Raw genomic sequence first — 16,492 nt, forward strand, 5'->3', positions numbered from 1 at the left:
ATCTCGCGCGTGATGGTGTTTCCCGCTCTCCCGTCGAGTTGAGAACCTATTAGTGGCGGCCGATGAAATCGACGATGAACTACCGATCACGAATCGTCCCCACGCGCTCGGCGCTCCTGTTCCCGGTCGCCGTCACGCACCGGACGTACCCGCCGGTCGGCGCGCACCGCTAGGCTCGCGGACGTGACCGATCCCGCGCAGCTCAGCCACGTCGACGCCGCGGGCGCGGCCCGCATGGTCGACGTCTCCGCCAAGCCGGTGTCCGGCCGGGTCGCCGTGGCCGCCGGGCGGCTGCGCACCACCGCCGAGGTGGTGGGGCTGCTGCGCCGTGACGGGCTGCCCAAGGGCGACGCGCTGGCCGTCGGCCGGATCGCCGGCATCATGGGCGCCAAGCGCACCCCCGACCTGATCCCGCTGTGCCACCCGATCGCCCTGCACGGCGTCACCGTCGACCTCGAAGTCACCGACGACACCGTCGAGATCACCGCCACCGCCCGCACCGCCGACCGGACCGGGGTGGAGATGGAGGCGCTGACCGCCGTCGCCGTCGCCGGGCTGGCCCTGATCGACATGGTCAAGGCGGTCGACCCGGCCGCCGCCGTCGACGCCGTCCGGGTGCTGCGCAAGTCCGGCGGCAAGACCGGCGAGTGGGTCCGCCCGCAGGACCGGCCGTGATCCGGGCCCGGGTCGTCGTGGCGTCCAACCGGGCCGCCGCCGGGGTGTACGCCGACACCAGCGGGCCGCTGCTCGTCGTCGGCCTGCGCGAGCTGGGCTGCCAGGTCGACGAGCCGGTGGTGGTGCCCGACGGCGAACCGGTCGGCGAGGCCCTGCGCGCCGCCCGTGCCGACGGGATCGACGTGGTGCTGACCAGCGGCGGCACCGGCATCAACCCCACCGACCGGACCCCGGAGGTGACCCGGGCGCTGCTCGACCACGAGATCCCCGGCATCGCCGAGGCGATCCGCGCGTACAGCCGGGACCGGGTGCCCACCTCGGCCCTGTCCCGGGGGGTCGCCGGGGTGCTGGGCCGGATGCTCGTGGTCAACCTGCCCGGCTCGCGGGGCGGCGCGAAGGACGGGCTGGCCGTGCTCGGGCCGATCCTCGGCCACGCGGTCGACCAGTTGCGCGGCGGCGACCACTGACCGCACGCCCGGCGCGGCGGCGATAGGCTCGCGGGGGTGTACGCGGAGCGCCGCGTCCCGTCCGAACGGAGGCCACCGGTGAGCACGGAAACCGCCGCCGCCGCGGCCCAGGTCGCCGCGCCGCCGCCGGCCGGATGGGAGGAGGCCCGCTCGCGGGTGTACGCGGTCGGCCTCGCCGCCGCCCTGCCCCCGGTCAACCGGTCGCTGGCCGACGCCGACGGCTACACCCTGGCCGAGCCGTTGACCACCCGGACCGACCTGCCCGCCTTCCCCACCTCCAGCGTCGACGGCTGGGCGGTGCGCGGGGCCGGCCCGTGGGACGTCGTGGGACGGGTGCTCGCCGGGCAGACTCCGGCCGGGCTGACCGCCGACGGCACCACCGTCGAGATCGCCACCGGCGCGATGGTCCCCACCGGGACGACCGCCATCGTGCGGATCGAGGACTCGGGGCGTACCCCGGACGGGCGGGTGACCGGTACGCCGCGTCCGCATCCGGAGTGGCGGGAGCCGGGCGAGGAGGCGGTGGCCGGCGAGGAGTTGCTGCCGGCGGGCACCCCGGTCGACCCGGCGCTGATCGGGCTGGCCGCCTCCTGCGGGCACGACCAGCTCACGGTGCGCCGCCAACCGCGCGCCGCGCTGCTGGTCTTCGGCGACGAGCTGCTCACCGCCGGGCCGCCCGGGTCGGGCCGGGTCCGGGACGCGCTCGGCCCGGCGGTGCCGTCCTGGTTGCGGCGCTACGGCTGCCAGGTGCGGCCCTCCGACGTGGTCGGCCCGGTGGCGGACACCCTCCCCGCCCACGTGGCCGCCCTGCGTGGGGCGCTCGCCGGGGCCGACCTGGTCTGCACCACCGGTGGCACCATGCACGGCCCGGTCGACCACCTGCACCCCGCGCTGGAGGCGCTCGGCGCCGACCACGTGGTGAACACGGTCGCCGTGCGGCCCGGCTTCCCGATGCTGCTGGCCCGGCTGGTCGACGCCGACGGGCGGGTGCGTTTCGTGGCCGGGCTGCCGGGCAACCCGCAGTCCGCGATCGTCGCCTTGGTGTCGCTGGTCGCGCCGCTGCTCGCCGGGCTCCAGGGTCGGGCGTTGCCGGCGCTGCCACAGGCCACCCTCGCCGGGCCGGTGCCCGGCCGGGGGGACCACACCCATTTGGCGCTGGTTCGGCTCGACCGGGCCGCCGGCACCGCCCACCCGGTCCGCCACGTCGGGTCGGCGATGCTGCGCGGCCTGGCCGGCGCGGACGGGTTCGCGGTGATCCGGCCGGGCACCTCCGGCGAGGTCGGGGCCCGGGTGCCGGTCGTACCGCTGCCGTTGCTGCCCGGGGAGCGTACGTGGTGACGACCGGCCCGACGACGGCCCTGCTCGCGGTCACCGACCGGCCGCTGGACCTGGCCGCGCACGAGGCGGCGGTGGCCGATCGCCGGGCCGGCGCGGTGGTCTCCTTCCAGGGCGTGGTCCGCGACCACGACCACGGTCGACCGGTGACCCTGCTGGAGTACGAGGGCCACCCGAGCGCCGTCGAGACGCTGCGCGCGGTGGCCGCCGAGATCGCCGCCGACCCCGACGTCTACGCGGTAGCCGTGTCGCACCGGATCGGCCGGCTCGACATCGGTGACGTGGCGCTGGTGGCGGCGGTGAGCACGGCACACCGGGCGGCGGCCTTCGCGGCCTGCGCCCGGCTGGTCGACGAGGTGAAGGCGCGACTGCCGATCTGGAAGCGGCAGGTCTTCGCCGACGGCACCGAGGAGTGGGTCAACTGCCCCTGACCCCGGTGGCGCGGCCCGCCGGGAGCCGCCCGACCGGGGTCGGCTGACTGCGGTGGCGCGGGCCGGGCAGGTCAGCGGCGGCCGGCGGTGGCGGCGGCGCGGGCCGGCCGGTCGGCGTAGAAGGCGGGTTCGGCACCGGGCCGCCACGGCAGGGCGGCGACCAGCACGATCAGCGCCAGCGCGAGCGAGTTTTCCATCAGCGCGCCGAACAGGCCGTCCTGGTAGTGCGACACCTCGGGGAGCTTGTGCTCGTACGGCCAGATCGGTGAGATCAGGAAGAGCAGGTACAACCCGAGCGCCGCCACCCCGTGCCGTAGCCCGGTCAGCGTCGGGTACCAGATCGGCGGGCGCAGCCCGCTCACCCCGGGTGGCCCGCCGTACGCCTGCTGGCCGCTACGCAGCGACACCCCCCGGCTCGCCTCGCGGCGGCGGACGGCGGCGTCGGCGAGCACGACGATCGCCGGGATGACCCAGACCAGGTGGTGCGACCAGGAGATCGGGCTGATCACGTTGGCGGTCAGCCCGACCAGGGTGAAGGCGGTCAACTCGTCGCCGTCGGCGCGGGCGTTGGCGGCCCGGGACAGCCCGACGGCCAGGATCAGCACCGAGAACGCCAGCCAGAGCAGGCCGGGCGTCTCGATCGAGTCGTAGAGCCGGGCCAGCAGGCCGGCCAGCGACTGGTTGGGCGTCATGTCGGCGGCCCCGACCCGTTCGGTCTGCCACAGCACCCCGCCGAAGTAGGCCCGGGACTCGGTGCCGACGAGCGCGAAGCTGCCCAGGGTGACGCCGATGGTGGTGGCGACGGCGGTGGCGGCGACCCGCCACTGCCTGGTGATCAGCAGGTAGGCGATGAACAGCGCCGGGGTCAGCTTGACGGCGGTGGCCAGGCCGATGCCGACCCCGGCCCAGGAGCCGCCGTAGAGCAGCCGCAGGAACGGGCCGTCGGTGTCGCGCCCGTGGGTGCCCCGCCGGGAACGCCAGCGCAGGCCCACCAGGTCCGCCATGATCAACGCGAACAGGAGCAGGTTGACCTGGCCGTACCCCAGGGTCTCCCGGACCGGTTCGATGGCCGTGGCCATCGGCGTGGCGATGGCCACGGTGAACCAGAGCGGCCAGCCGAGCCGGTCGACGATCGGACGCAGCAGCGCGGCGAGGACCACCGCCAGGGCGGCGATGCTGCCGGCCGCGTTGATCCACCCGGCCAACTCGATCGGCAGCCCCGCCATCGGCAGCATGGCCAGCGCGGCGAAGGGCGGGTAGGTGAAACCCAGCGTGGTGGTGGGCGCGATGAACTCGTACAACTCGTGCCCGCTCGCCCACCACACCACCGCGCCGTGGTAGATCTTCATGTCGAAGAAGTTGTACGGCCGCCCGAAAGCACCGATGGCGAGCCATGCGGCATAGGCGACGGCGGCCACGATGCCGGTCCGTACGACTGTCCTACGATCGATCCCACGCGTTGCGCGACGGACTGGGGCGAGGCGGTCCGCACGTCTACCGACGGTTGTCGGCATGGCGTGGCCACCCCCGTACCAAGGTCGTCCTACCCGTCCAGGTCCGGTAGGGAGCCTAGAACGGCGCCTCACGTTGCTGCCTCCCGCGTTATCCGACCGTGTCCGATCCCACACCAGTTTTTGACATTTCCACCGCGTTAACGGCTGTCGGGTGGTTCAGGTAATTCGCGGCCTTGCGGGGGGTGATGGCCGAATCGATGCAGGTCAGCCGGGGAGTCGACGGGCGGCGGCGGCCGACCGGACGGCGATCCGGGCCTCCCGCCTGGCCGTACGCACCGCGCGACCCACCGAACGTCGGGAGTGGCCGATGCGGTGACCGGCCCGCCAGCGCAGACCCGGCCTGCCCTCGGTGTCGGCGGCGGCGAGCAGTAGACCACCGAAGAGGCCGAGGTTCTTCAGGAAGTGCACCTGGTTGTTGTTCCGGGTCGCCGGATCGTCGTTGCTCCAGAACGGGTGACCGGCGGCGGTGGTGGGCACCAGCGTACCGGCCAGGACCAGCGCGGCCGGGCGGGTGAACTTCCCGGTGGCCAGCATCAGGCCGGCGGTGAACTGCACGGCGGCGTTGGCCCGGATCAACGTCTCGGTGTCGGTGGGAAGCTGCGGCGCGACCTGTTGGATCAGCGGCGTGACCCGGTCGGTGACCGGCTTGGCCGTCGGGACGAGCCGCTGGGGGTGCTGAAAGTTGCGGGCGCCGCTGACCACGAAAATGCCGCTCAACATGACACGGGCGAGGGAGCGCACGGGTTTCATGGCTCAGTCATACCCCGTTTGACGCCCCACTATCCGGGCAATGGCCGATCCGCAGCGGTCCGCGTGTCCACGGTCCGCATCGGTGCGTCGAACCCCCGCCGCGGGCCGGCGGTCGTCCCTACCGGCGGGCGGAGGCGGTGCGCCACGCCGAACGGAGCGACCGTCGCTGATGGACGGGCTCCGACGGGTAACGTCGCGCGGGTGACGACCCTTCGGCTGCGTCCCGAGGGCCCGGCCGACGCCGGCCCGGTCCGCCGGGTGCTGGCCGCCGCCTTCGCCCGCCCCGACCGCACCACCCCCGGTGAGGTCGCGCTCGTGGACGAGCTGCGCGGCAGCGCGGCGTGGCTGCCGGAACTGGCGATGGTCGCCGAGTACGGCGGCGAGGTGGTCGGGTACGCGCTGCTCACCCGGGTACAGGTCGAGGCCGACCGGGTCCGCGTCCCGGCGCTGGTGCTCGGGCCGGTGGCGGTGGCCCCGCACCGGCAACGGGTCGGGCACGGCACGGCGGTGGTGCAGGCCGCGTTGGAAGCCGCCACCGAGTTGGGTGAACAGCTGGTGATGGTGCTCGGCGACCCGGCGTACTACAGGCGGTTCGGCTTCACCCGCGCCGACCGGATGGGACTTGTCAGCCCCTGGTCGGGGCTGGGGGAGCCGTGGCAGGCGCTCGTGCTGCCGCCGGAGGTCAGCGACGCGCCGCCGCCACCGCGCGGCGAAGTGGTCTTCCCGGCCCCCTGGTCCCGGGTCTGACCCCGGCGGCCTCCCGGCCCCGTGGCCGGTTCCGGCCGGCCGGCGGGCCCGGCCACGGGGGCCGGTGCGATCAGGCCGGCTGGGTGCGCAGGTAGCGGCCGAAGTGCGGGACGGTGAAGGCGACCGTGCCGCGTTCCCCGGAGTAGATCAGCCCCTTCTTGATCAGCGCGTCCCGGGCCGGGGAGAGGCTCGCCGGCTTGCGGCCCAACGCGCGGGCGATCTCGGCGGTCGGCACGGCGGCGTCCATGTCGTCCCGGCCGCCGCCGTCGGCCTCGACCGCCACCTGGGACAGGGTGGCCATCGCCCGCATGTACTCGCGTTCGGCAGGTGTGGCCCGCTCGAACCGGGAACCGAAGAACCCCACCGCCAGCTCCGCCTCCGCCTCCGGGGCGGCGACCCGCACGTCCGCGTCGGTGATCGGTGACCGGGGCGCGTGGTCCCAGGCCGCCTTCCCGTACGCCTGCACGAAGTACGGGTACCCGCCTGACGACTCGTACAGCAGGTCGAGGGCCTTCTGCTCGTACTCCACCTGCTCGCGCTCGGCCGGCGCGCACAGTGCCCGGTCGGCGGCGATCCGGTCCAGCCGGTCGATCCGCAGGTAGCGGAAGAGCCGCTCCGAGTACGACTTGGCGGCGCTGAGCACCGCCGGCAGGTGCGGCAGACCCGCGCCCACCACGATCAGCGGCGCACCGAGCTGGGACAACTCGTGGCAGGCGGCGCAGAGCGCCGAGATGTCCTCCGCCCCGAGATCCTGCATCTCGTCGATGAAGACGGCGATGCCGGTGCCCACGTCCCCCGCGACCGCCGCCGCGTCGGTGAGCAACTCCACCAGGTCGATCTCGATGTCGCCGGAGTCGGCCCGGCCGCTGCTGGCCGGCACGTCGATGCCGGGCTGCCACCTGTCGCGCAACCGGGGGGCCGCACCGGCCCGCCCGGTGGTCGGTGCGCTGCGCTGCGCGAACGCCTTGAGTACGCCGAGGAAGGCGTCGATCCGCTCCGGTGCGCGGTGCCGGGGGGCCAGTTCCCGGACCGCCATGTGCAGGGCGGCGGCGATCGGCCGACGCAGCGACTGGTCCGGCCGGGCCTCGATCTTGCCGGTGCCCCAGAGCTGGTTGATCGCCTGCGAGCGCAGGGTGTTGAGCAGGACCGTCTTGCCGACCCCCCGCAGGCCGGTGAGCATCAGGCTGCGTTCGGGGCGGCCCCGGGCGATCCGTTCCAGCACCACGTCGAAGACGTCCAGTTCCCGCCCCCGCCCGGCGAGTTCGGGCGGGCGCTGACCGGCGCCCGGGGCGTACGGGTTGCGGACCGGATCCACGGATCGCACAGTATCGGGCGATCTAGCCTGCGGACTAGAGATGCGTAGACAGCGCTACCGGCGTGTCGCCTACCCGCCCCGGCCGTGGCTCTCGACACGAGTATGGGGCTGTCTAGCATCCACGCTAGACAGCCCCATACTTTCCTGTTCAGCTCCGTTTGCGCAGGCAGAGCACGTAGTCGAAGATGTCCACCGAGTTGTCGTGCACGTAGTTGGCGTTCGACTCCGGCGCCAACGACCGGCACCGCTCCCCGTTCGTGGACGCCGGAATGCGCAACAGCACCTCGTACGTGTTCGGGCCGCACGGCACCTTGCGCAGTTCGGCATCGCTGGCCGTGCCGTCGTTGACCACGCAGTCGCCCCGGACGATCTCTTCCGCCCTGGTCGGCGTGGGGGTCGGCTCGGCGGTCGTCGGTTCCACCGTCGGCTCCGGCGCGTCCGTCGGGGAGCCCTCCGTCGGCCCGTTCTCGGTGGGGGCGGCGGAGATGCTCGTCGAGGGCGCCGGGTCGTCGCCGTCATCCGAGGCCAGGACGAACCAGCCGCCCACCCCGAGGCACGAGCAGAGCAGCAGCACCACCACCAGCCCGAGGATCAGCGCGATCCGGCCGCCCCGCCCCTTCGCCGGTGGCGGGGTCGGATACCCCGGGAAGCCCGGCGGCGGCTGCTGTCCCGGAAAGCCGGGCGCGGCCTGACCGGGATAACCGGACGCCGGTGCGGCGGCCCCGGGGAATCCGGAGGACGGTGGTGGTGCGGACTGGCCCGGGTAGCCGGACGTGGGTGCGGCGGCCCCGGGAAACCCGGAGGACGGTGGTGGTGGCGCGGCCTGGCCGGAGTAACCGGTCGGTGAGGGCGACGGCGGTGGGCTGAACGCGCCCGCCGCGGGCGCGGCCGTCGGCCCGGCGGGCGGGAACGGACCCGGCGGCGGGTAACCGGCCTCCGAGGACGCCGCCGGCTGACCGGTCGGCGGCAGGTAGGTGTCCGGCGGCGGATAACCCGCCCCCGAGGTCGGCGGCGGCGGGTAACCGGCCCCTGAGGTCGGCGGCGGGTAGCTCGCCCCTGACGTGGGCGGTGGCGGGTACCCCGCTCCCGACGTGGGTGGGGGCTGGGGAGCCTCCGAGGCCGGCATCTGCGTGGTCGGGGAGTACCCGCCGGCCGGTGGGGGCGTGGCCGGCTGCCCGGCTCCCGACACCGGCAGTCGGGTGGTCGGCGGTTCCGGTGACGTGGCGATCGGGGCGGTCGCCGCATCGCCGGTCACGGGAGAGGTCGGCGGCTCGTTGCGCAGCGCCGTGGTCGGTGCGTCGTCCGTACCGGCCCAGATCGGTGCGGTCGGCGGTTCCGGCGGAGTCGCCGACATCGGCGCGGTTGCCGGTTCCGGCGTAGCGGCGGAGAAGGGTGCGGTCGGCGGTTCCGGCGGGGTCGCCGACATCGGCGCGGTTGCCGGTTCCGGCGTAGCGGCGGAGAAGGGTGCGGTCGGCGGTTCCGGCGGGGCGGGGGAGATCGCTGTGGTAGGTGGTTCCGGCGGGGACGCGGCCAGCGGGGAGGTCGGAGGTTCCTCCACCGCAGGGACGGGTGCCGTGGCCGGCTCGTCCGCCTCCCGCGACATGGCTACGGTCGGTGGCTCCGGGTCCTGCGTCCGGATCGGTTCGGTCGCCGCCTCGACCGGGGCGGTGTCGGGCTCGCCCGCCGGTCCGGTCGACACGGCGGTGGGCTCGTCGTCCTGGCCCGTCGGGACCTGCCCGGCCGGCCCGGCGGACAGAGTCGCGGTCGGCTGGTCGTCGGGGCCGGCCGCGAGGGGTGCGGTCGGCGGTTCGTCGGCTGGGTGCGGGAGAGGCGACGAGATCGGTGCGGTCGGCGTCTCGTCGGCGGTCGACGGGACCGGGGCGGTCGGCGGCTCCGGCTCGGACCGGACGATCGGTTCTGTCGCGGGTTCCGGGGAGATCGGCGCGGTGGGCGGCTCGGAGCCGAGGGGCTCGGTGGGTGGCTCGGACTCGGAGGCCGTGGGCCGGTGTTCCTTGTCGGGACGGCCGGAGTCGGGTGGGCCGAAGGTTGACAATCTCTCTCCCCAGGGGTGGGCTCAGCGCTGCTTCAGGCAGAGGACGAAGTCGAGGGTGTCCAGCTCGCTGTCGAAGAAGTACCAGTTGGTGTAGCCCTCCACCACGCCGCACTTCGCCTCGGCGTCCCTTTCACCACTGGTCGCCCCGTCGAAACGGCGCAGGACCTCGTACGTCTTCGGGGCGCACGCGGTGATCAGCAGCTTGGGCTTGCCGCCGGCCGGGCCCTCGTTGCGGACGCACTGACCCGCCTTGACGAACCGGGGGTCGGCCGACGAGGCGGGGGCGGGCGTGGTGGCTGTCGGACCGGAGGTCGCCCCGTCCGGCTCGACAGGTGTCGTCGGCAGGACGGCCTCGGTCGTGGACGGTGATCCGTCGTCGTCGCCCAGCAGGTACCACAGGGTGCCACCGCCGACGACCAGCACCGCGAGCACGACCAGCACCGCGACCAGGGGACCACGGCCGCGCCCCGGCGTCGGAGCACCCGGGTACGCCGCGGGCCCGCTGACCGCGTACGGCTCCGCCGCCCCGTACACCTCCGGCAGCGTCGACGCCTCCGGATGCCGGTACGGCGGGTAGCCGGACGGCTGGGACGGCACGGTCGAGGGCTGCTCCGGGGCGGGCTGGCCCCAGCGGTCGTCCGGGCGTCGCCCACCCCACGGTTCCGGGGAACCCCCCGGTGGTCCGTAGTTCGCCATGCCCGTCCTCCCGCGTGCCGAGATGCCGGCCGTCCGAAGGACGCCACCGACGTGGTCACCGTAGCGTGGTCCTGCGATGACCTCATCTTCCTCGGCCGCGACACCCGCCCGACCAGCTCTGATCTGGACGGCACTGATTCTCGTCTACGTGCTGTGGGGTTCCACGTACCTCGGTATCCGGGTCGTGGTGGAGTCGATGCCGCCGCTCGGGTCGGCCGCCGCCCGCTTCGGTGGTGCCGCACTGGTGCTGGCGGTCGTGCTGCGGCTGCGGCGGGGCAGGGGCGCGCTACGGGTCGACCGTCGGCAGTTGGGTTCCGCCGCGCTGGTCGGGGTGCTGCTCCTGGCCGGGGGCAACGGTCTGGTGGTGCTCGCCGAGTCCGGCCCGTCCGGGGTGGCGGTGCCGTCGGGGATCGCCGCGCTGCTGGTCGCCACCGTCCCGCTGCTGGTGGTGCTGCTCCGGACGGTCACCGGGGACCGCCCGCCGGGGTGGACGTTCGCCGGGGTGACGCTGGGCTTCCTCGGGCTGGTGCTGCTGGTGCTTCCCCGGGGCGGGTCCGGTGCCGTGCCGCTGGTCGGGGCGTTGACCGTGGTCGCGGGGGCGGTCTGCTGGTCGGTGGGGTCGTTCCTGTCCAACCGGCTGCGGATGCCCGCCGATCCGTTCGTCGCCACCGTCTACGAGATGGTCGCCGGGGCGGTGGCCCTGGTCGTGCTGTCGCTGGCGCGGGGCGAGCTGCGCGGGTTCTCGCCGGCCCAGGTGACCGTCCGGTCCTGGCTCGCGCTGGGGTACCTGCTGGTGGCCGGGTCGCTGGTGGCCTTCACCGCGTACGTCTGGTTGCTGGCGAACGCCCCCATCTCGCTGGCGGCCACGTACGCGTACGTCAATCCGGTGGTGGCGGTGGCGCTCGGCGCGCTGCTGGTCGCCGAGCCGGTGACCGGCCAGGTGCTGCTCGGCGGCGCGGTGATCGTGGCGGGGGTGGCGCTGGTGGTGACCACCGAACGGCCCCGCCGGCCGGCCGTCGACGGGGCTGTCCCGGAGCCGTCCCGCCGGTAACGTCGACGGCCGTGCCTCTCGGCCCGTCGACCCTTCCCGGCCCGCCGCCCGCACGGAAGCGCACGGCCGACCGTGGTGCCCACGCGGGCGCACGCCGCCCGGAGTCACGATGACCGGGGCGTCGGCCGGCCTGGTGACCGCAGCGGCGACGCTCGGTGTCCTGGCCGGCCTCGCCGCACCCCGCACCGCCCGCGCCTTCCCACCGTCCGCGCCCCCGCGCCCGTCGTGGGCCGGGCACGCCGCCGCCCCACCGGCCAGGGGATCCGGGCACGGCACGCCTCCGGTCGTGGTGGGGGCGGTGGTCTGCGGCGGGTTGGCCGCCGCGCGTGGCCCGGAACCGGCCCTGCCGGCGTTCCTACTGGTGGCGGCCGTGGGGGTGGTGCTGGCGGTGGTGGATCTGACCAGCCTCCGCCTGCCCGACCCGCTGGTCGGTGTGGCCGCGCTCGGTGGTGGTGCCGCACTGGCCGTGGCCGCCGTCGTCGCCGGCACTCCCGGCGGTCTGGCGCTCGCGCTGGCCGGTGCCGCGCTCTCCTTCCTCCTGTACGTGGTGCTGGCGTTGCTGCCCCGGTCCCGGCTCGGCTTCGGTGACGTGAAGCTGGCGGCGGTGCTCGGCCTGCCGTTGGGCTGGCTGGGCTGGCCCACCCTCTGGCTCGGCCTGCTGCTGCCGCACCTGCTCAACGGGGTGCTGGTGCTGGCGCTGCTGGCCGTCGGCCGGGTACGCCGGGACACCGCCCTGCCGTTCGGCCCGGCCCTGCTCGCCGGCACCTGGCTCGCGGCCCTCCTCGCCTGACCCGCGCCCCGGCGGTGGGTGGGCAGCAATGTCACGCATCAAGCGGTATCAGCGCGGGCGGATACCGCTACGTCGACCCCGTAGGTCGATCGACGGACAGTCAGATCAGGCGGAGCTGACGGTCCTTGGGGCGGCGCGGCTCGGCCTCGCCGAACCGTTCGAACAGGCCCGGGTCGACGACGTCCAGGAACGGCGACGGCCGGCAGTCACATTCCGTTCCGTGCCGGACCCGGCGGGCCGCGTGACTGACGTAGAGGCGGTCCTGGGCGCGGGTCAACCCGACGAAGAACAGCCGCCGTTCCTCGGCGATCGCGTCGTCGTCCGGTGTCGAGCCGGGCCAGCGCAGCGGCAGCAGGCCGTCCTCGACGCCGACCAGGAAGACGACCGGAAACTCCAGCCCCTTCGCGGCGTGCAGGGTGAGCAGGGTGACCGCCTCGGCGCGCGGGTCCAACGCGTCCACCTCGGCCCCGGTGGCGAGCTGGGAGAGGAAGAGTTCCAGGTCGTCGCCGCAGCGCCGGGCCAGCGGGGTGAGCAGGTCGACGGCGGTCCGCACGTCCTCGGGGCGTACGGTGCCGGCGGCGTCCAGGGTGGGGGCGGCGAACCGCTCGGCGAGCACCTGACCGGCGGCCCGGACCCGGGCGGGCAGCCCACCGGTGGACCCGTCGGCGTGCCGCAGTTCCCGGGCGACCGCCAGGACGCCGGGCCGGTCCCGGAGCCGGTCGTGCGACCGCTTCTGCACCGGGATGTTGGCCCTGGCCAGCGCGTCCACGATCGGGGCGGCCTGCGCGTCGGTGCGGTAGAGCACCGCGATGTCGGAGAACGACAGGCTGGTGGACCGGCCGTCGATGCGTCCGGAGTCCAACGACCTGTGGGAGAGGCCGCCGACCAGGTCGTCGACGGTGCGTACCACGAAGTCGGCCTCGTCGGCGACGGACGCCGCCGGGTAGCGGCCGACCAGCGGGGCCTCCGGGTCGAGTCGGGCCGGGTCGAGCCGGCGGCCCCGGACCAGCGACGACGGTGCGATGGCCTGGACGGCGGCGGCCAGGATCGGCGCGGACGAGCGGTAGTTGCGGTTGAGCCGGACCAGCCGGGCGTCGGTGAAGTCCTCGGAGAAGCGCAGGAAGTAGCCGACGTCGGCGCCCCGGAACGAGTAGATCGCCTGGTCCGGGTCGCCGATCGCGCAGAGGTTGCCGTCGGCGGGGCTGAGCAGCCGCAGCAGGTCGTACTGCACGGCGTCGACGTCCTGGTACTCGTCGACGAAGATCCACCGCCAGCGTTCCCGGTAGTCCCGGACCAGCTTCCGGTCACCCTTGAGCAGCGCGACCGGCAGGGTCAGCAGCTCGTCCAGGTCGACCAGGTCCTGCTTGCGCAGCAGCGCCGTGTAGCGGGCGGGATCGTCGCCGGCCTCCGTCCGCGCGGCCGAGCGCTCGGCGTCGTCGGCGATCCGGAAACCCTCAGCCAGGCCGGCCGCTGCGGCGTTCTCCCGCAGGATGGTCAGCCCGAGCGAGTGGAAGGTGCCGACGGTGACGTCCTCGGCGACCGGCCCGAGCAGCCCGTCGAGCCGGTGCCGCAGTTCCTCGGCGGCCCGCCTGGTGAAGGTGATCGCCAGGCACTGCTCGGGGAAGACGTTCAGCTCGGCGCAGAGGTAGGCGATCCGGTGGGTCAGGGTGCGGGTCTTGCCGGTGCCCGGCCCGGCCACGATCAGCAGTGGGCCGCCGGGCGCGGAGGCGGCCACCCGCTGCATGGCGTCCAACCGGTCGAGCAGGCCGGTGCCGACCTCCTCCATCCCGGCGAGCATCGGCTCGAACGGCTCGTGCGGCGAGGGGGCCGGGGCGATCGGTGGTGGCGGGGCCGGCGCGGGCTTCGACTTCGGCTCGGCCTTCGCCGCCGGCCGCTTGGCCTTCGGTTTCGCCGCCGGCTCCGTCGGCCTGCGCTGTGCCGGCACCGGTACGTCGAACAGCGTCTCCTGCCCCGATCCGGCGGCCCCGCCCAGTTCGGCGGGGTCGAAGAGGGTGATCACGCCGTACTCGCCGTCGTAGCCGGGGACCCGGCGCACGTCGCCCCGGCGCAACCGGCCGATGCCCTCGGCGAGCAGTTCCCCGCCGACCCGGCCGATCTCGTCGACCGGGGTACGGGTGAGGATCTCCAGCTCCGGGCCGAGCGCGGCGACCAGCTCGTTGAGTTTCCCCTCGACCTTCTTGGACCGGGGCCCCACCTTGTTGATCTCGCCGAGGATCTCGGCCAGCGGCACCAGGTGGGTCACCTCGCGGGCGTGGTCCGGGCGGTGACCCTCGGGCCGGTCGGCCAGCTCCTCGACCCGGCTGAGCACCCCCACAGTCAACGGCTTGCCGCACTCCGGGCAGCGTCCACCGGCCGCCCGGGTCCGCTCCGGCGCCCAGTTGACGCCGCAGAGCCGGTGCCCGTCGGCGTGGTACTTGCCCTCCTCGGGGAAGAACTCGATCGTCCCGGCCAGCCCGTCACCGGTCCGCAGCGCGTCCCGGATGGCGAAGTAGTCACGGGCGGACGAGAAGACGGTGGCCTCCCGGGCCAGGGCCGGCGGGGAGTGCGCGTCGGAGTTGGAGACCAGCCGGTAGCGGTCCAGACTGCCGACCCGCCAGTTCATCGCCGGGTCGGAGGAGAGCCCGGTCTCCACCGCGAAGACGTGCTCGGCGAGGTCGGCGTAGCAGTCGGCGATCGCGTCGAAGCCGGACTTCGAGCCGAGCGCGGAGAACCACGGCGTCCAGATGTGCGCCGGCACCAGGTAGCCGTCCTCGCTGGCGTCGAGGGTTATCTCCAGCAGGTCCCGGGAGTCCAGGCCGAGGATCGGCCGGCCGTCCGAGCCGAGGTTGCCGATCCGGCCCAGCGCGGTGTTGAACCGGGCCACCGCGTCCAGGTCGGGCAGGTAGATCAGGTGGTGCACCTTGCGGGTTCGGTCGTCCCGCTTGTAGATGGTGGAGATCTCCACGCTCAGCATGAACCGGACCGGGTCGGCCTCCGCCGCGTCGGCCAGCCGGGGCGGCAGTCGCCTGGCGATGTCCGCCTCGGCCTCCGGGCCGAGCCGGTACAGGCCGGGCTCGGCCGGTTGCAGGGTTTCCCGCAGGTGGTCGTACCAGGCGGGATGGGTGAAGTCCCCGGTGCCGAGCACCCCGATGCCCTTGCGTCGGGCCCACCAACCGAGGTTGGGCAGGGTGAGATCGCGGCTGCACGCGCGGGAGTACTTCGAGTGGATGTGCAGGTCCGCGACGAACGGCGGGACGCCACCAGGGGGAGCGGCGTTGAACGGAGGCACGCCGCATCCTGTCACGGCTGGTCCACTACCCGCCTGCCGCCACGCGTACGCGTGAGGAGAGCAATCCGGTGCTGGACTCCACAGCCCGGACGAGGTATGAGGCGGGCCGCCGTCCACCCGGGCAGGTCACGGGGCGCGTAGCTCGACCAGGGTGACCTGTGGCGGTGCGCCGACGCGGACCGGTGGACCCCAGAAACCGGCCCCGTTGGTGACGTAGACCTTGGTGCCGTCGACCTCGCCGAGACCGGAGACCACCGGCTGCTGAAGCTTGACGGCCAGGTTGAACGGTGCGAGCTGCCCGCCGTGGGTGTGCCCGGAGAGTTGCAGGTCGACGCCGAACTTCGCCGCCTCGTGCGCGGCGACCGGCTGGTGGGCGAGCAGCACCACGGGGCGGCTGACGTCCCGGCCGCCGAGCGCGGCGGTGAAGTCGGCGGGGCCGGCCACGCCGGTGCCGTCGGCGGTGACGTCGTTGATCCCGGCCAGGTCGAGCACCCCGCCCCGGGCCCGGATCTCCTGCCGCTCGTTCTGGAGCACCCGCAGGCCGAGCCGGTCGACCTCGGCCACCCACTCCTCGACCCCGGAGTAGTACTCGTGGTTGCCGGTGACGAAGAAGCTGCCGTAGCGGGAACGCAGGTCGCGCAGCGGCTCGGCCGCCTCGCCCAACTCGGCGACCGACCCGTCGACCAGGTCACCGACGACCGCAACCAGGTCGGCGTCCAGTTGGTTGATCATCGCGACGATCCGCTCGGTGTGCGCCCGGCCGCGCAACGGGCCGAGGTGGATGTCGGACACGGTGGCGATGCGCAGGCCGTCCATGCTGCGGGGGAGCTTCGCCAGCGGGATGCGTACCCGGTCGAGCTGCGGCGGGCCCAGCGCGGTGCGGACCCCGTACCCGGTGATGCCGGCGGCGGTGAGCCCGGCGAAGATCGCGGCCCCCCGGGCGAGCAGCAGCCGGCGGGACTCGTCGTGGTCGGGGCGGTCCACCGCCTCGGCGGCCGGCGGGTCGGCGCTGCCGGCCGCGCCGACCAGCGCCGGTTCCGGGGCGGTAGTGGTCGCCTCGGCGGCGGCGCTGCGGCGACGCAGCACCAGCCGGGCCACCGCCATCGGCACCTCCAGCACCAGCAGCACGATCAGCAGGTAGAACATCACCGCGAGCCAGAGGTAGCCGGGCCAGGCCAGCCAGAACGCCCCGGCGATCTGGGTGCCCGCCATCGTCGCGGGGACGAGCAGCGCCAGCACCAGCGCGACGACCGTGCCGATCCGGCGTAGCCGGCCCGGCCCGGTGGTGTCCTTGACCAGCCGCCTCCACAGGTAGAAGTGGATCAGGCCGGTGATCAGGGCGAGCGTGCCCACGAACCCCAGAATCGCCAACACGGCAG

General features: G+C 74.3%; 14 protein-coding genes. 7 read left to right on the forward strand and 7 right to left on the reverse strand.

Annotated features, from left to right (window positions below):
• Positions 1-183 precede the first annotated feature (183 nt).
• The 4 genes from moaC (at position 184) to Q2K16_RS20645 (ending at position 2,908) form a co-directional block, all read left to right on the forward strand.
• On the forward strand, positions 184-675 hold the full coding sequence (gene moaC / locus Q2K16_RS20630; protein WP_302739428.1) for a cyclic pyranopterin monophosphate synthase MoaC: 492 nt from the start codon (positions 184-186) through the stop codon (positions 673-675).
• Positions 672-1,142 (forward strand): MogA/MoaB family molybdenum cofactor biosynthesis protein, encoded by a 471-nt coding sequence (locus Q2K16_RS20635; RefSeq protein WP_302739430.1) that lies wholly within the window; start codon positions 672-674, stop codon positions 1,140-1,142. The genes moaC and Q2K16_RS20635 overlap by 4 nt, the downstream gene beginning before the upstream one ends.
• Positions 1,143-1,220: 78 nt before the next feature.
• Complete coding sequence (locus Q2K16_RS20640; protein ID WP_302739431.1) at positions 1,221-2,480, forward strand: molybdopterin molybdotransferase MoeA; 1,260 nt, start codon at positions 1,221-1,223, stop codon at positions 2,478-2,480.
• Positions 2,477-2,908, forward strand: a complete 432-nt coding sequence (locus Q2K16_RS20645; RefSeq protein WP_302746559.1) for a molybdenum cofactor biosynthesis protein MoaE — start codon at positions 2,477-2,479, stop codon at positions 2,906-2,908. Before Q2K16_RS20640 ends, Q2K16_RS20645 begins: the two co-directional genes overlap by 4 nt.
• 71 nt (positions 2,909-2,979) lie before the next feature.
• Here the strand turns inward: Q2K16_RS20645 and Q2K16_RS20650 are convergent, their stop codons facing one another.
• Entirely contained in the window at positions 2,980-4,422 is a 1,443-nt protein-coding gene (locus tag Q2K16_RS20650; RefSeq protein WP_302739432.1) for a glycosyltransferase 87 family protein, read from the reverse strand.
• 204 nt (positions 4,423-4,626) lie between these two features.
• Entirely contained in the window at positions 4,627-5,172 is a 546-nt protein-coding gene (locus tag Q2K16_RS20655) for a DoxX family protein (RefSeq protein ID WP_302739433.1), read from the reverse strand.
• A 201-nt stretch (positions 5,173-5,373) separates the two neighbouring features.
• Here Q2K16_RS20655 and Q2K16_RS20660 point away from each other — a divergent pair, with 201 nt between their 5' ends.
• On the forward strand, positions 5,374-5,919 hold the full coding sequence (locus Q2K16_RS20660) for a GNAT family N-acetyltransferase (RefSeq protein WP_302739434.1): 546 nt from the start codon (positions 5,374-5,376) through the stop codon (positions 5,917-5,919).
• Positions 5,920-5,989: 70 nt separating this feature from the next.
• Here the strand turns inward: Q2K16_RS20660 and Q2K16_RS20665 are convergent, their stop codons facing one another.
• From Q2K16_RS20665 to Q2K16_RS20675, 3 genes are all read right to left on the reverse strand, one after another.
• On the reverse strand, positions 5,990-7,234 hold the full coding sequence (locus Q2K16_RS20665) for an ATP-binding protein (RefSeq protein WP_302739435.1): 1,245 nt from the start codon (positions 7,232-7,234) through the stop codon (positions 5,990-5,992).
• A gap of 148 nt (positions 7,235-7,382) precedes the next feature.
• Positions 7,383-7,829 (reverse strand): LppU/SCO3897 family protein, encoded by a 447-nt coding sequence (locus Q2K16_RS33270; protein WP_489671926.1) that lies wholly within the window; start codon positions 7,827-7,829, stop codon positions 7,383-7,385.
• A 1,479-nt stretch (positions 7,830-9,308) separates the two neighbouring features.
• The gene (locus Q2K16_RS20675; protein ID WP_489671793.1) at positions 9,309-9,983 is read right to left on the reverse strand and encodes an LppU/SCO3897 family protein; all 675 of its coding nucleotides are present in this window, start codon (positions 9,981-9,983) and stop codon (positions 9,309-9,311) included.
• Positions 9,984-10,059: 76 nt separating this feature from the next.
• Between Q2K16_RS20675 and Q2K16_RS20680 the strand changes: the two genes are divergently transcribed.
• Together Q2K16_RS20680 and Q2K16_RS20685 are read left to right on the forward strand one after the other, a co-directional pair.
• Positions 10,060-11,034: an EamA family transporter gene (locus Q2K16_RS20680; protein WP_302739438.1), complete on the forward strand. Its 975-nt coding sequence runs from the start codon at positions 10,060-10,062 to the stop codon at positions 11,032-11,034.
• A 109-nt stretch (positions 11,035-11,143) separates the two neighbouring features.
• Positions 11,144-11,824 (forward strand): prepilin peptidase, encoded by a 681-nt coding sequence (locus Q2K16_RS20685; protein WP_302739440.1) that lies wholly within the window; start codon positions 11,144-11,146, stop codon positions 11,822-11,824.
• Positions 11,825-11,924: 100 nt separating this feature from the next.
• Here Q2K16_RS20685 and Q2K16_RS20690 read toward each other — a convergent pair whose 3' ends face one another.
• Together Q2K16_RS20690 and Q2K16_RS20695 are read right to left on the reverse strand one after the other, a co-directional pair.
• On the reverse strand, positions 11,925-15,113 hold the full coding sequence (locus tag Q2K16_RS20690; RefSeq protein WP_302739442.1) for a UvrD-helicase domain-containing protein: 3,189 nt from the start codon (positions 15,111-15,113) through the stop codon (positions 11,925-11,927).
• 126 nt (positions 15,114-15,239) lie between these two features.
• Positions 15,240-16,487: a metallophosphoesterase gene (locus Q2K16_RS20695; protein WP_302739443.1), complete on the reverse strand. Its 1,248-nt coding sequence runs from the start codon at positions 16,485-16,487 to the stop codon at positions 15,240-15,242.
• Positions 16,488-16,492 lie beyond the last annotated feature (5 nt).

It is taken from the genome of Micromonospora cynarisoli (assembly GCF_030518815.1).
GTDB lineage: Bacteria > Actinomycetota > Actinomycetes > Mycobacteriales > Micromonosporaceae > Micromonospora > Micromonospora wenchangensis.

Bases quoted from the DNA above. Each gene is read 5' to 3' on its own strand.
- Q2K16_RS20650 (WP_302739432.1), bottom strand. From the start codon at position 4,422: ATGCCGACAACCGTCGGTAGACGTGCGGACCGCCTCGCCCCAGTCCGT.
- Q2K16_RS20655 (WP_302739433.1), bottom strand. From the start codon at position 5,172: ATGAAACCCGTGCGCTCCCTCGCCCGTGTCATGTTGAGCGGCATTTTC.
- Q2K16_RS20675 (WP_489671793.1), bottom strand. From the start codon at position 9,983: ATGGCGAACTACGGACCACCGGGGGGTTCCCCGGAACCGTGGGGTGGG.
- Q2K16_RS20680 (WP_302739438.1), top strand. From the start codon at position 10,060: ATGACCTCATCTTCCTCGGCCGCGACACCCGCCCGACCAGCTCTGATC.
- Q2K16_RS20685 (WP_302739440.1), top strand. From the start codon at position 11,144: ATGACCGGGGCGTCGGCCGGCCTGGTGACCGCAGCGGCGACGCTCGGT.